This is a genomic window from Hwanghaeella sp. 1Z406 (assembly GCF_048892425.1).
Lineage (GTDB): Bacteria > Pseudomonadota > Alphaproteobacteria > UBA8366 > Aestuariispiraceae > Pacificispira.
In genome coordinates, this window is the sequence record NZ_JBLZHU010000007.1 from 1 (window position 1) to 14,480 (window position 14,480).

15 protein-coding genes are annotated in these 14,480 nt (G+C 56.3%); 9 read left to right on the plus strand and 6 right to left on the minus strand.

Annotated elements, in window-relative coordinates:
- Window positions 1-209: 209 nt before the first annotated feature.
- Window positions 210-1,352, minus strand: a complete 1,143-nt coding sequence (gene amrS, locus ACOSDR_RS13960) for an AmmeMemoRadiSam system radical SAM enzyme (protein ID WP_420731652.1) — start codon at window positions 1,350-1,352, stop codon at window positions 210-212.
- Window positions 1,353-1,374: 22 nt separating this feature from the next.
- On the opposite strand from amrS, the gene amrB reads away from it, so the two are divergent.
- From amrB to ACOSDR_RS13985, 5 genes are all read left to right on the plus strand, one after another.
- Window positions 1,375-2,187, plus strand: a complete 813-nt coding sequence (gene amrB, locus ACOSDR_RS13965; protein WP_420731653.1) for an AmmeMemoRadiSam system protein B — start codon at window positions 1,375-1,377, stop codon at window positions 2,185-2,187.
- Entirely contained in the window at window positions 2,184-2,738 is a 555-nt protein-coding gene (amrA, locus tag ACOSDR_RS13970; protein WP_420731654.1) for an AmmeMemoRadiSam system protein A, read from the plus strand. The genes amrB and amrA overlap by 4 nt, the downstream gene beginning before the upstream one ends.
- A gap of 82 nt (window positions 2,739-2,820) precedes the next feature.
- Window positions 2,821-5,175, plus strand: coding sequence for a xanthine dehydrogenase family protein molybdopterin-binding subunit (locus ACOSDR_RS13975; RefSeq protein WP_420731655.1), 2,355 nt, complete (start codon window positions 2,821-2,823; stop codon window positions 5,173-5,175).
- A 6-nt stretch (window positions 5,176-5,181) separates the two neighbouring features.
- On the plus strand, window positions 5,182-5,970 hold the full coding sequence (cysQ, locus tag ACOSDR_RS13980; RefSeq protein WP_420731656.1) for a 3'(2'),5'-bisphosphate nucleotidase CysQ: 789 nt from the start codon (window positions 5,182-5,184) through the stop codon (window positions 5,968-5,970).
- A 2-nt stretch (window positions 5,971-5,972) separates the two neighbouring features.
- Window positions 5,973-6,485: a nucleoside 2-deoxyribosyltransferase gene (locus ACOSDR_RS13985; protein WP_420731657.1), complete on the plus strand. Its 513-nt coding sequence runs from the start codon at window positions 5,973-5,975 to the stop codon at window positions 6,483-6,485.
- A gap of 6 nt (window positions 6,486-6,491) precedes the next feature.
- Here the strand turns inward: ACOSDR_RS13985 and ACOSDR_RS13990 are convergent, their stop codons facing one another.
- Together ACOSDR_RS13990 and ACOSDR_RS13995 are read right to left on the minus strand one after the other, a co-directional pair.
- A complete protein-coding gene (locus ACOSDR_RS13990) occupies window positions 6,492-7,295 on the minus strand; it encodes a class II aldolase/adducin family protein (protein WP_420731658.1) in 804 nt (267 codons plus the stop codon).
- Window positions 7,296-7,318: 23 nt separating this feature from the next.
- Entirely contained in the window at window positions 7,319-8,113 is a 795-nt protein-coding gene (locus tag ACOSDR_RS13995; RefSeq protein ID WP_420725353.1) for a phytanoyl-CoA dioxygenase family protein, read from the minus strand.
- A gap of 113 nt (window positions 8,114-8,226) precedes the next feature.
- Here ACOSDR_RS13995 and ACOSDR_RS14000 point away from each other — a divergent pair, with 113 nt between their 5' ends.
- From ACOSDR_RS14000 to ACOSDR_RS14010, 3 genes are read left to right on the plus strand one after another with little or no spacing between them, the layout of a single operon-like run.
- Complete coding sequence (locus tag ACOSDR_RS14000) at window positions 8,227-10,023, plus strand: adenylate/guanylate cyclase domain-containing protein (protein ID WP_420731659.1); 1,797 nt, start codon at window positions 8,227-8,229, stop codon at window positions 10,021-10,023.
- The gene (locus tag ACOSDR_RS14005) at window positions 10,023-10,235 is read left to right on the plus strand and encodes a DUF2007 domain-containing protein (RefSeq protein WP_420731660.1); all 213 of its coding nucleotides are present in this window, start codon (window positions 10,023-10,025) and stop codon (window positions 10,233-10,235) included. Before ACOSDR_RS14000 ends, ACOSDR_RS14005 begins: the two co-directional genes overlap by 1 nt.
- Window positions 10,232-10,987, plus strand: a complete 756-nt coding sequence (locus ACOSDR_RS14010; RefSeq protein WP_420725356.1) for a tRNA1(Val) (adenine(37)-N6)-methyltransferase — start codon at window positions 10,232-10,234, stop codon at window positions 10,985-10,987. Before ACOSDR_RS14005 ends, ACOSDR_RS14010 begins: the two co-directional genes overlap by 4 nt.
- 105 nt (window positions 10,988-11,092) lie before the next feature.
- Here the strand turns inward: ACOSDR_RS14010 and ACOSDR_RS14015 are convergent, their stop codons facing one another.
- From ACOSDR_RS14015 to ACOSDR_RS14025, 3 genes are read right to left on the minus strand one after another with little or no spacing between them, the layout of a single operon-like run.
- A complete protein-coding gene (locus ACOSDR_RS14015) occupies window positions 11,093-11,965 on the minus strand; it encodes an S-methyl-5'-thioadenosine phosphorylase (RefSeq protein WP_420725357.1) in 873 nt (290 codons plus the stop codon).
- A gap of 14 nt (window positions 11,966-11,979) precedes the next feature.
- On the minus strand, window positions 11,980-12,663 hold the full coding sequence (locus ACOSDR_RS14020) for a uracil-DNA glycosylase (protein WP_420731661.1): 684 nt from the start codon (window positions 12,661-12,663) through the stop codon (window positions 11,980-11,982).
- Window positions 12,660-13,385, minus strand: coding sequence for an NYN domain-containing protein (locus ACOSDR_RS14025; RefSeq protein ID WP_420731813.1), 726 nt, complete (start codon window positions 13,383-13,385; stop codon window positions 12,660-12,662). Before ACOSDR_RS14025 ends, ACOSDR_RS14020 begins: the two co-directional genes overlap by 4 nt.
- Before the next feature lie 404 nt (window positions 13,386-13,789).
- On the opposite strand from ACOSDR_RS14025, the gene rpoZ reads away from it, so the two are divergent.
- Window positions 13,790-14,188 carry a DNA-directed RNA polymerase subunit omega gene (gene rpoZ, locus ACOSDR_RS14030; protein WP_420725359.1) on the plus strand — a complete coding sequence of 133 codons (399 nt, stop codon included), beginning with the start codon at window positions 13,790-13,792 and terminating at the stop codon, window positions 14,186-14,188.
- Window positions 14,189-14,480 lie beyond the last annotated feature (292 nt).

Here is a 14,480-nt window from a genome sequence, read left to right on the forward strand (position 1 = left end):
GCGCGCGGGTCCGGCAAATCCCCGAACGTGTCTTCAAACTGCTCCATGAGGTCCTCCGCAAATGGAAAACCTCCTTAGAATCCTGTTCGCCGCCTATGGCAAATCTGCCATATGCGATTCCCCTGCCTCAAGGGGGAGGGAGTAAATGACCCGTCCCCCCCCTCTAGGAGGGAGCCGATAGCCTCGAGAGAAGAGGAGAATTCACGATCCTATTGCGCCTCTTGCTGCGCCTGCCAATTGCGGGCGAAATCGGTTAGGCGGATGGGTTTACGCTGTCGTCCCCACGTGCCGGGCCTGGGCTCGAACCGACCCGCAATGGCGGTGCCACAGCCTGTGCAATGACCGCCCTGGCCCAATCCCCAATCACTCAATTGATGCCAATCGCGCCCGATCACTTTGGTCCCGCAGCCAGGGCAATAGGTCGAGCCTGTCGGTTCGTGATGGATATTGCCGGTATAGACATGATGCAGCCCATTCTTGCGCCCGATCTTCCAGGCGCGGATCAAGGTTTCAGGCGGCGTGCGGGGTTTATCCATCATCTTATAATCCGGATGAAAGGCCGTGAAATGCAGCGGCACGTCGGGACCCAGCGCCTCAAACACCCATTGCGTCAGGGCCTCTATCTCCGCCTCGCTGTCATTCTCGCCCGGGATCAACAGCGTGGTCAATTCGACCCAGCATTTGCGCTCTTTCACCAGATAGACCGCTGTCTCCTGAACCGCCGCCAGACTGGCGGTGCAGAGCTTGTGATAGAAATCCTCCGTAAAGCCCTTCAGGTCCAGATTGACCGCATCCATGCGCTGGAAGAATTCCTGGCGCGCGGCATCCTTGATATAGCCTGCCGTGACCGCGACATTGGCAATCCCCACCTCATGACAGGCCGCCGCCACATCCACCGCATATTCCAGAAAGATCACCGGGTCATTATAGGTATAGGCAACCGAGCGACAGCCCGTCTGCTGGGCCGCGGCCGCAATCGCACCGGGTGCGGCCTGATCCATCAACCGGTCCATCTGGCGGCTTTTGGAAATATCCCAGTTCTGGCAGAATTTGCAGGTCAGATTGCATCCCGCCGTGCCAAAACTCAGCACCGGCGTGCCGGGCAGAAAATGGTTCAGCGGTTTCTTTTCAATCGGATCGATGCAATAGCCCGATGCTCGGCCATAGGTCGTCAACACCAGTTCGTCGCCCCGCCTGGCCCGCACGAAACACAGTCCCCGTTGCCCATCGTGCAATTTGCATTCGCGCGGACACACATCACACTGAATCCGCCCATCCTCCAACGGCTGCCAATAGCGCGCGGGGACGGCGTTCAGAATGTCGGGATCAACCGGTTTCGCTGTGTCATTCATTGCGCTAGACTAGCACATCTTCATGACCAAAGGGATAGGGTCCATCATGGCGCTGATCCGACCGCCTGCGATTGCGGGGACATTTTATCCGGCTGATCCGGCGGGGTTGCGGGCGGCTGTGGAGAAATTTGTTCGGGCAACGCCTTCTGAAGGGCCAGCGCCCAAGGCGATTATTGCGCCCCATGCGGGCTATGTCTATTCCGGGGCCTGTGCGGGCGCGGCCTATGCGCGGTTGTTGCCGGATCAGGCGCAGATTACTCGAATTGTGTTGCTGGGGCCGTGCCACCGTGTGGCGGTGCGGGGGCTGGCGACCAGTTCGGCGGATTACTGGAAGACGCCCCTGGGCGCGATGCCGCTGGATCGGGGGGTGCTGGCGGGATTGTCCGACCTGCCCCAGGTTGCCACCCATGACGGCACCCACCAGCAGGAACACAGTCTGGAAGTCCATCTACCCTTTCTGCAGGTCTGTTTCCCACAGGCCAGCCTTGTGCCCTTCGTCGTCGGTCAGGCCAATGCGGAAGAGGTTGCCGGTGTCCTGGAGCGTCTGTGGGGCGGGCCGGAAACGCGAATTGTGATCTCCACCGATCTGAGCCACTTCCTGGACTATGACGCCTGCAACACGCTGGATACCAGAACCGCACAGGCTGTAGAGGCATTGGACTATGCGGCCATCGGACGGGATCAGGCCTGTGGGCGCATCCCGATGTCAGGCCTGTTGCATCTGGCCAAGCAACGGGGCATGCGGATTGAACGGGTTGGCCTATGCAATTCGGCGGACACGGTGGGCGACCCGGCCCGCGTTGTGGGCTATGGCAGTTGGGCCTTATACGAATGACCGCCGACGAAATCGCCAAAAAGCACCGCGCCTTGCTGATGAAAATTGTCCACCATGCCCTGGAGAAAGGGGCTGTTCCATCCATCAATCTGCCGTCCTTTCCGGAAGAATTGACAGCGCCGGGGGCGACCTTTGTCACTTTGGAAAAGCAGGGGCGGCTGCGGGGCTGCATTGGATCGTTACAAGCGCATCAGCCCCTGGTTCAGGACCTGGCCCAGAATGCCTATCGTGCCGGGTTTAAGGACCCCCGATTCCCACCAATCACGGCAGAGGAATTGCCAGACATCACCTCCTCCATTTCCATCCTAAGCCCGCCGTCACAAATGCTGTTCCAGGATGAACAGGACCTGTTGGCACAGCTTGTCCCCGACGTGGATGGACTGATCCTGCAGGATGGCAATCGACGCGCCACCTTCCTGCCCCAGGTCTGGGAACAACTGCCTGATCCAAAACAGTTTCTGGGTCATCTGAAGCACAAGGCAGGCTTGGCCGAAGATCATTGGTCGCCAACCCTGACCGCCCACCGCTATCATGTGGTGAAGGTTGCATGACATTATGGCAGTGTGATTGACCAAACCGGCACTAGCCCTATGATCTGTCGTGAAAATTGACCTTTTGGGGAGAGCCCGCGTAATGGCAAAATTTGGTATTGGACAGCCGATCCGACGGACCGAAGACCTGCAACTATTGTCCGGTCACGGGCAATATACCGCCGATGTGGATTGGGACAATCAGGCCTATGCGGTCGCCGTGCGCTCCCCCTATGCCCATGCCAATATTCTTGCCATCGATATCGACGATGCGAAGGGCGCGCCAGGCGTTCTGGATATTTTCACGGGTGACGACATGCTGGACGATGGCATTGGCGCGATGCCAGCCAACATTGTCGTGACCCAGACCGATGGATCGAAAATGATCCACCCGCCCCGATATGCCCTGGCGACGGGTAAGGTGCGTCATGTCGGCGATCCGGTCGCCTTCGTTATTGCGGAAACGCTGGACCAGGCCCGCGATGCGGCAGAGCTGGTCATGGTGGATTACGACGACCTGCCATCGGTGACCGACACGGACAAGGCCGATGCCCCCGATGCGCCCCTGGTTTATGACGAGGCCCCGAACAATCGATCCTTCACCTGGGATTTTGGCGATGAAGCCGCTGTTCAGGCCGGGCTTAAAGATGCCGCCCATACGGTCACGCTGAAACTGATCAACAACCGCATCATTGTCAATTCCATGGAGCCCCGCGCTGCGCTGGGCAAGTATGAGGGCGATGCAGAAACAGGTCGCTACAGCCTGCACACCCCGACCCAGGGCGTGCATTCGGTCCAGCGGCAACTGGCTGATGACATCTTTCATGTCGATAAATCCCGCATGCGAATCCTGACCGGCAATGTCGGCGGTGGGTTCGGGATGAAGATCTTCCTGTATCCCGAACAACTGTGTGTGCTGTATGGCGCAAAACGCATTGGGCGGCCGGTAAAATGGGTCGCAGAACGGTCCTATGACGGTTTTACCACCGACAAGATGGGCCGCGATCATGTCAGCGAAATCACGCTGGGTCTTGATGAGGACCTGAAGATCACCGGTCTAGATATCACCCTGAAGGCCGCAATGGGTGCCTATATTTCCGGCTTCCAGGCCTTCATCCCCACGATGGCGAGCGCCAAGATGTATTCGGGTGTCTATGCCATCCCCGCCATCCACCTGCGGGTCCATGGCCTGTTTACCAATACAACGCCGGTGGATGCCTATCGCGGGGCCGGACGGCCGGAGGCTGCTTACCTGCTGGAGCGCCTGATGGATAAGGCCGCGCTGGATCTGGGCGTTGACCCGGTGGAGCTGCGCAAACGCAACTATATTCCCACCAGCGCCATGCCCTATACGACGCCTGTGGGGCCGGTCTATGATTCCGGTGACTTTGCGCGCCTGACTGATATCGCCCTGCAGCGGGCGGATCGTTCAGGTTTCGAGGCGCGCCGCCAGGAATCCGCATCGCGCGGCAAACTGCGCGGCATGGGCATGTCCTATTACATCGAATGTTGTGGTGCCGGTCCTGGGGAACAGGCCGATATCCGCGTCGCAGAAGATGGGGCTGTCACCCTGTATATCGGCACCCAGGACAATGGCCAGGGGCATCAGACCGCCTATAAGCAAATCATCTCCAACCGGCTGGATATCGACCTGGATCGTATCACCGTCATTCAGGGTGACACGGATGTGGTGGAACGCGGCGGCGGCACAGGCGGATCCCGATCCATCCCCGAAGGCGGCGTTGCCGTGCGCGATGCCACTGAAGGTGTCGTTGAAAAGGGCAAACAGATCGCCAGCGTGCTGATGGAAACAGCCGCCGCCGATATAGAGTATGTCGATGGAAAATTCGCCGTGGTCGGCACCGACCGCACGGTCAGTTTCGAAGACGTCGCACGGGCCGCCCATGATCCGACGATCGTGCCAGATGGCGTTGATCCCGGCCTGGATGTGAAGGCCCGCCACAAGGCAGAAGCCCAGACCTATCCCAATGGCTGTCATGTCTGTGAACTGGAAATCGATCCGGAAACAGGGACGTTGGATATCCTGAATTATGTCGTCGTCGATGATTTCGGCACCGTGGTTAATCCAATGATGCTGGCTGGTCAGGTCCATGGCGGTATTGGTCAGGGCTTGGGCCAATCACTGATGGAAGAAACCATCTATGATCCGGAAACCGGGCAATTGCTCAGCGGTTCCTATATGGATTATTGCATGCCCCGGGCGGATAACATCCCCAATATTGATTTCACCTATGTCGATGACATTCCCTGTGCCACCAATCCGTTGGGCATCAAGGGCGCGGGGGAAGCCGGTGCCATCGGTGCACCGCCTGCATCGATCAATGCCATTGTGGATGCAATGAAACATCTGGGCATTCACCATATCGACATGCCGGCAACCCAATCCCGAATCTGGCAGACTCTACAGGCTGCCAGCAAAGCTGATGCGGCGGAATAGAGGCTTATGACGTCCGACCTGAAATACGACCCCAAAGAGCTTATACAAGGCATCAAAAAAGCGGCCTTTGTCGCGGGTGCTAAGATATTGGCGGTCTATGCCACCGATTTTGAAGCGGATGTGAAGGCCGACCATTCCCCCGTGACGGAGGCGGATACGGCCGCCGAGGCGATCATTCTGCCACTGCTGAAAACCCTGACGCCAGACATTCCAATCGTGGCGGAAGAAGCTGCCGCAGCTGGCAACATTCCCGATGTCGGTGACGGACCGTTCTGGCTGGTTGACCCGCTGGACGGCACCAAGGAATTCCTGAAGCGCAATGGCGAATTCACCGTCAACATCGCACTGATTGTGAATCACCAGCCACTCTTAGGCGTCGTGTTGTTGCCTGCCAAGAATTGCTTGTATAGCGGCATCGTCGGCACGGGTGCGTGGCGACAGGACGGTGACGGGCCGGTTGTCAATATAACCGTGCGGACACCGCCAGAGGATGGATTGACCGTGATCGGAAGCCGCAGTCATGGCGATGCGGATGAAATGGCTGCCTTCCTGAAAGGCCATGCGGTTGCCGAAGTGATTTCAGCAGGCAGTTCCCTAAAATTCTGTCTGGTGGCGGACGGTTCTGCTGATGTCTATCCCCGTCTGGGTCGCACCATGGAATGGGATGTCGCCGCCGGTCATGCGGTCCTGGCCGCCGCAGGGGGACGTGTCACCTTTACTGATGGCACTCCATTCACCTATGCCAAGAACAAGATCTTCGAAAACCCCCATTTTGTTGCCTGGGGCGGGGTTTAGGAATGCGGGTCTATCTGGCTGGTCCCGATGTCTTTCACCCGGATGCCGTAACTCTGGGTCAACGCAAAAAGGAACTATGCGCCCAGTTTGGCCTGGTCGGTGTCTTTCCTTTGGATAATGATCTGGATTTACAACGCCTTAATCCACATGCACAAGGAATGGCAATTTTCCATGCCAATACCAAGCTGATGGATGAATGCGACGCGGTCATCGCCAATATGACGCCGTTTCGCGGGCCATCCTGTGACCCTGGTACCGCCTATGAAATCGGCTATATGCGGGGACTGGGCAAGGCTGTTCTGGCCTATTCAAACATATCCACCCCATTTACCGATCGCAGCACCAGTCTGGATTCCCTGACAATTGAAAAGTTCGATATGGTGGATAATCTGATGCTGGACGGGGCGGTGGTTGCCAGTGGTTTCGATATCATAACCCACGACGCCCAGGACCCATTCACCGACCTGACCGCCTTTACCGAATGCGTCAAACGCCTGGCACAGCCAAAACCGTAGAGTGTTCTAGTCCCGGAAGGATGGGTCTTTGCGATCCAACATGCGCAGATAGGCTGCCCATTCCGGGGTATCGCTGCGCGTGGCTTTATCGGCCTCTGGCTCCCAATCGCGCCCGTTTGGTTCCCATTGTTTGGCCGTGTGCTCACACACTTCGGGGCTGGGCATCTTAATCGGGCGCCCCGTTGCCAACACATCCAATTGAACGCGACAGGCCTGTTCAAAATAATACAGCCGCGAGAATGCATGACTGACGGTTTCGCCCAGTGTCAAAATTCCGTGATTATACAGCACCATGGCCCATTTATCGCCAAGATCGGCAACCAGACGTTCCCGTTCGGACAGGTCCAACGCGATGCCTTCATAGTCGTGATAGGCCAGCCGGTTATAAAATTGAAAGCCGCCCTGGGTCATCGGCATAAAGCCTTCACCCAGGCAGGACACCGCCGTGCTGGCATCGCTGTGGGTGTGCAAGACACATACTGCATCATGGCGCACGGCATGGACCGCGCTGTGGATGGTATAACCCGCCGCATTGATGCCATAGCTGGAGCCGTCTACCACATTGCCGTCCAGATCAATCTTCACCAGATTTGACGCACAGACTTCGTTATAGGCCAGACCATAGGGATTGATCAGAAAATGCCTCGGCTCGCCGGGAACACGGGCGGTGATGTGATTGTAAATCTGATCAATCCAACCATGCGCATCAACCAAGCGATAGCAGGCCGCCAGGTCTACCCGCATCGCCCATTCCGCATCCGAGCAATCAAGGCTGCGGCTAGCCGGAGGCTTCGTAGTGATGGCGGTCATGACCTGATCCTTCCCAAGTAGAATTATTCAGCAGCGCGGGTCAGCGCGTATAATCCATCATCATCGCCCAGTTCCAGGGGCGTATGATCCTGATTGTTGTGATACCAGGCACGACCATTCCCACCGGTAGGCGCATTGCTGACGGCATTATAATTGAAATACATGATCGATCGCGGCCAGGGGCTGACATTGTTCGAAGACCCATGCACCAGATTGCAATGAATAAACGCAACCGTCCCTGCAGGCCCCATCAAGGGGACGATCCCATTGCGGTTTGCGAAGTCTGAAACAACAGGCGGGTCAATCTGCATCACCGTGTAACCGGTCGCGTCTTCGCGCGTTACCGTGTTGACGATGCCATGATGCTGGGAACCCGGCAGCACCAGCAAAGGTCCATTCACCGCCGTGGAATCATCCAGAAATATTGCTGTCATGACGCAATGGGGTTCTGGCATGCCATCTTCGCGATGCCAGGTCCCGAAATCCTGGTGCCAGTTCCACGCCCCGCCGGAAAAACCTTCCTTCGGATTCAGGCGGCTTTGGTGAATATAGGCGTCTTCCCTGAGCAATTGTCGCACGGGATTCAATAACCGCGGCAGCGTGCTAAGTCGCTTATAAGGTTCGCAAACCTCATGCCCGCCATAGGCCAGACGGATGCCGTTGCTTTCTTTTTCCCGAACAATCTCAGGACCGGGTCGGGCGCAAAGCACCGATGCCGTCACCTTCAAAAGCTGTGCCTCTTCCTGATCCAGCAGCCCTGGAAAAAGAAGATAGCCGGAGCGATCATATTCTTCGATTTGTGAGTCTGATAAGTGCATAAAAAAACCTTAACGTCTGTTTTGCCGGTCGCCAAGTCAGGATTTACGCTTTTCTGTGATGGCGGACTGCGGCATTGTCAGGTGTGTCAATTCTATGAAGGCGAGTTCGCTTTGTGACCCTATCCATACGTTCGGTCTTGCTCTTTGGATTCTGCGGTCTGCTGGCACTGTCCATTTCAGCCGTCGCGATAACAGGACTGATCGGGGCATTAAGCAATACCCTGACCCTGATGGCCCGGGAAGCCACCCAAATGGTGGAAGAAGCCGATCGCCGTCTGACGGCGGAACTGGCCCCTATTGAAAGCCAGGCCCGATTTATTTCTAACAGATTTGAAGACGGTCGATTGAGCTTCGATGCCCCCGAACGCCTGTCGATCACCCTAGATGCCTCTATGGCCGCCATTCCCGATTTGGCCGGTCTGCTGCTGATTGACACGAACGGCACAGGCTATCGTTTGCTGGGGGCGCGCCGGAATGATGACGACGCCCCCTTGAAGATCGGGAATTACATGCAAATTCCAGGTATCGCTGATGCACTTGCACAAGCAAAAGACACCACGGAATCAGTATGGCGGCGACCGGTCTGGGTCTCTGAAATACAGCAGACGGCGATTAACCTGCACACCCCCCTGTACCGGGAGGGGGAATTTATCGGCGTGCTGATGCAGGGAAAGGCTGTCGCGGACCTGTCCATACAGTTACGCCGTCTTCAGGATTTTGCCGGAAAAGTCCCTTTCCTGCTGTATGGATCTGACAGTGTTCTGGCCCATCCAGGTCTGGCGGAATTAAAGTCAAATGCATCCAAAGTGGAACCCCTGCCCCCGCTTAACACCTTCCAAGACGGCATCCTGGCCTCCTTCCCAACTTTACAGGATGTGATTTTTGAAAATTTTTCCGAGGACAAATCCATCAAAATGGGCCGAAGCACCTTCGCCGGGCAGAATTATTTCTTTGCCTATCGGACCCTTCAGGTTTCCGCAGCGGACAAGCCCATTACGGTCGGGCTGTATGTTGATGAAACACGCTACAATACGGTGCGGGATCGATTGCGGGCAATTTTGGTCGTCGGTGGCGGCGTCATGTTGCTTTCCATTATCGCGGCACTTTGGATGGCCCGGGCCACGGTCCGCCCGATACAAGCGCTGGCAAAAGCCTCCCTGCATGTCGCGACAGGCGATCTTGACGCCGTTGATCCCCTGCCCCGCAGCCGCATGCGCGAATTGGACGAGGCCGGTCTGGCCTTCACCCATATGGTGGAGGGATTGAAGGAACGCGCACGAATAATGGACCTGTTCGGTCGGGTTGTTCCAACCGCTGTCGCGGAACGAATGCTGCGATCGCCAAAGGAACTGGCACCCCAGAAGGTCGAGGCAACAGTTCTGTTCTGTGACCTGGTTGGGTTCACCACCTTGTGTGAAGGGCTGGAGACCGATCATCTGGTGCAGGTATTGAATGCCTATTTCACCGATATGGTCGACATCATCCAGGGCCAGGGTGGCATTGTTACACAATTTCAAGGGGACGCGATATTAGCCGTCTTCAATGTGCCATTGGGGGACCGCGACCATCCGGCCAAGGCATTGGCGGCCGCGCGCGCCATGCATCTGCATTTGGAAAACAGCACCTTTCTTACCCAAACGCTGGCCATTCGTGTCGGTATCGCCACAGGACCTGTGATCGCAGCGAATGTAGGCGCAGCATCCAGAATGAATTATACCGTACATGGAGATACAGTAAACTTGGCCGCCCGATTGGAAAATTTGAACAAAACCTATGGCACCAGGATCATCCTGTCGGCAGAAACAGTTGAACGATCCGGTGCACAGGATGTGAAGTCCCTGGGATTGGTCGAAATTCGGGGGCGAACCCAGCCGATGGAAGTTTTCGCGTGGGAAGGATCATCGGGTTAATGAAAGAACTGCTGAGGTCCAATGACATGGCGCAACTTTCCTTCATCGAGGTTCTGTTGCGCGATTCCGGTATCGAATGTGTAGTATTCGATGGCCATACCAGCATCCTGGAAGGGTCTTTGGGTGTCTTGCCCCGTCGCGTGATGGTGCTGGATGAAGATTGGGACGCGGCCCGGCGCGTGCTGCGCGATGCGGGTCAGGATGTTCCATGACCGATACGCTGAATGAGACCGTCGCCGACCGCTTTCTGGATGGCCGCCTGATCCTGCAGCAACCCAGACAGGGATATCGCGCGGCGATGGATCCTGTGCTGTTGGCCGCTGCGGTGCCCGATTGTGACGAAGGAAAAGTACTGGATTTGGGGTGTGGCGTCGGTACCGCCCTGTTTTGTTATGGCAAACGAATGACAGGTCCGACCTTGTTTGGGTTGGAACTGGACTCCATCGCCGCCGATATGGCCCGACGGAATGCGTGTGAGAATAATTTAGCGGACAGAACCACCATCGTCACAGGCGATCTGTTGTCCATGCCCAAGGCGCTGGAACCCAACAGCTTCGATCAGGTATTCGCCAACCCGCCCTATCTGGAACCCCAAACCGGCGAGACATCGCCCATTGCAGATCGGGCACGGTCCAATGTTGAAGGGGCCGCCCGCCTGAAGGATTGGATCACCGTCATGTTACGGATGACCCGACCACGGGGCGGATTGACTCTGATCCATCGGGCGGATCGATTGGATGATATCCTGGCCTTGCTGTACCAAAAGGCAGGAGAGATCGCAGTCCTGCCCCTATGGCCGCGCGCGGGTGAACCAGCAAAGCGCGTTATCGTTCGGGCGCGCAAGGGGGTGCGCGGTGGTACCACCCTGTTGCCGGGGCTGGCATTGCACGGCCCTGCGGATGATCCCGATGGACGCTATACACCACAAGCCCTGGCAATTTTGCGCGATGGTAAGAGGCTATAGCGCATCATGCGCAGCATGAGCGCGAATAAGTAAACCGCATCATGCGAAGCATGAGCGCCAATAAGTAAACCGCATCATGCGCAGCATGAGCGCGGAAACTATTCTTTAATCCAGCACCCGGCCTGCCACGGCATCCAGCTTTGCCAGCATGGCGGGGTCTCGCGCGTCTGGCGAAGTGATCAAGGCAAAGTCCAGCGCGCGGTCGCTGCCGCAATCCGGTTCTTTGGACCAGGTATTCAGATTTTCCGCAACATAGCGAACCAGGGCACGCCCGTGATCGGCATTGGCCAACAGGGTCTTGATGACCATGGCGACATCGACATGATCATGATCCGGATGCCAGCAATCGTAATCCGTAACCATGGCAATCGTCGCATAGCGCATTTCCGCTTCCCGCGCCAATTTCGCTTCTGGCATATTGGTCATGCCAATGACGGAACAGCCCCAACTGCGATACAGCATTGATTCCGCCTGGGTCGAAAATTGCGGACCTTCCATCACCAGATAGGTACCACCACGGCTGTGGGAAATTTGTAAGGTCTGCAATCCAGCCTGGGCAATATCACCCAGCCAGGAAGAAACCGGCTGAGCGACAGAGACATGCGCAACGCATCCCGGACCAAAAAAGCTCTTTTCCCGCGCAAAGGTGCGGTCAATGAATTGATCAACGATCACAAAATGACCGGGCGGCAATTCTTCCTTCAGCGACCCACAGGCAGAAACGGACAAAATATCGGTACAGCCCAATCGCTTCATGACATCGATATTGGCGCGGTAGTTTATTGAGGATGGCGATTGGACATGCCCCCGACCATGACGGGGCAGAAAGCGGATCTTGGTGCCAGCCAGCGTACCACACAAGACGGCATCCGATGGCGCCCCCCAGGGGCTTTCAACCATGACCCATTCGGCATCCTCAAGACCTTCAATTGCATAAAGGCCACTGCCGCCAAATACCCCCAGCACCCTATCAGTCATAGCCGTCTTCTCCCTTATGTCATACCTGCCGCCATCTTGGCAGAGCCAAGCGCATTGCGAAACATATCCTCCGTCAGGCGGCCCGTATTGGTATTATAGCGTGAGCAATGATAGCTGTTCACCAATGCCAGAGAGCGCCCCTGCCGATCGGATAACCGGTGAATAGCGTCATGAGAGAATTTCGCTGCAGAAACCTTATGTCCCATAGACCGCAAGGCCGCGTCATGGGCAATTTTACCCAGGCTGAAAATGACTTTCAGGTTTGGCATGGCCGCCAATTCATGATCCAGAAAGGGACGACAGGCCGTCATCTCCTGTCCGATCGGCTTATTCTGGGGGGGCACGCAGCGAACCGCATTTGCGATACGGCACTCAATCAGGGTCAGCCCGTCATCGGGCCGTCGGTCATAGACGCCCTGTGCCAACCCTAAATCCAGTAAAACTTTATACAAAAGATCCCCGGCCCAGTCGCCGGTGAAAGGGCGCCCCGTGCGATTGGCCCCCTGCATGCCCGGTGCCAGCCCCAGTATCAGGATCGGCGCATCCAGGGATCCGAAACTGGGCACAGGCGAATTCCACCACTGTGGCTGCGCCGCTCTTACTTCTGTGCGGAACGCAACCAAACGCGGACAAAGCGGGCAATCGCGGCCGGGGTTGTCAAAGGCGGTCCCGGTTACATCCGTACCGCCAGGGGTCATCGATTGCCGTTTCGGTCAGTGCGTTCAACAATCGCCTCAACGCCGGCATAGTCGTCTTCTTCGTCGTCATCCTCATCATCGACGACCGCATCATCATCATAGTCATCGTCATCGTAATCACCGTCAAAATCAGCGCTGGGTCCGCGCACCGGGCGAGCAGGCGCCGCGCCAGGGGCAGCAGCCGACCGCTGGGGCTCATGGAAATTACGGGCGATATCGCGCGCAATATCATTTAGCTCGACAAAGTTATCGGCCTGACGGCGCAACTCATCAGCGATCATTGGCGGGTTGGATTTGATTGTGCTGACCACGGTCACACGAAGGCCGCGGCGTTGCACGGCATCAACCAGACTGCGGAAATCACCATCACCAGAAAATAGAATCACATGGTCCAGATGCTGCGCCATATCGAGCATGTCGATCGCCAGCTCCATATCCATGTTGCCCTTGATCCGCTGGCGTCCCTGCGCATCAGTATAGGACTTCGCTGGTTTGGTAACCATCGTGTAGCCGTTATAGTCCAGCCAATCCACCAAGGGACGGATCGGGGAATAATCCTGGTCTTCAAACAAGGCTGTATAGTAAAAGGCCCGCATCAACCGGCCTTCGGTCTTAAACTTTAACAACAGTTTCTTGTAATCAATATCAAATCCCAATGCTTTTGCAGCAGAGTAAAGATTGGCGCCATCAATAAAGATTGCGAATTTTTCTTCTTTGTATATGCCAAGTTGCACGGCCTTGAGCCTCCAAAAAAATATGGGTTATCAATGTATGGGGCGTTGAGAGAGGCGCGGCTTATAAATGAGCCCAAAACTCTCTGTCGTTCCAAAATGTTCTTAGTACGTAGCCGCGCGCAGGACCGGTTTCAAGCGCTATCTAATGGAATTCCATCGATATTAACGATAATTTTTCAAGCGTGAACCTGAAATGCTTTACGCCTTACCCCTGCTTGGGGGCTTGAACTTTCGGGATGAGACGGGTATGTACAGCCCGAATGCGGTGCAGGCTTTGGTTTGCGCCGCTGTTATTCTTGCATTCGGACACGGCGTTCGACCACCACGGATCGGTGTTCGATCACCACAGACGACCGAAATGTCCCCTCTTACCGACGAGGATATAAGAGCCCATGGCCCGCGTTACCGTTGAAGATTGCGTCGAAAAAGTTCCGAACCGGTTCGAACTGGTTATGGTTGCCTCACAGCGCAGCCGCGACATCGCAAATGGCGCGGCAATTGAAGTCGAGCGTGACAACGACAAAAACCCTGTCGTTTCCCTGCGCGAAATCGCCGATGACAAAGTCAATGTCAGCGAATTGCAGGATGAATTGGTCCGGGGCATGCAGCGCTTCATTGATTCGGACGAGCCAGAAGAAGACGACGATGTTCAAATCTTTGAACAGTCCATGATCGGCGCTGCGGAAATGCCCGCCATGCCGGATCCGGGCCCGATTCCGATGGCCCCGGATGATGACGATGATGAGCCGCTGAACACGCCAAAGTTTGAAGACATCGACGCCGACGATTGATAGACGGCACATCGCCTGCCTGTGCATTTGTGGGGGCGATGTCATTACGAATACCTAACAAGGCCCGGTGCAAATGCATCGGGCCTTGTTTATTGCAATAAAGCCACGAAATCTCTTTCAACATTGGGTGGTTTACGAAACTGTAGTCACTATACTTATCTTGTAAGTTCTGTAGGACGTCCCCCGCGCCATGATGCGTCAATACGAGTTGGTCGAACGTGTAAAAGCCTATGAGCCCGGTGCGGATGAAGACGCACTGAACCGCGCCTATGTCTTCACCGTGAAGGCCCAT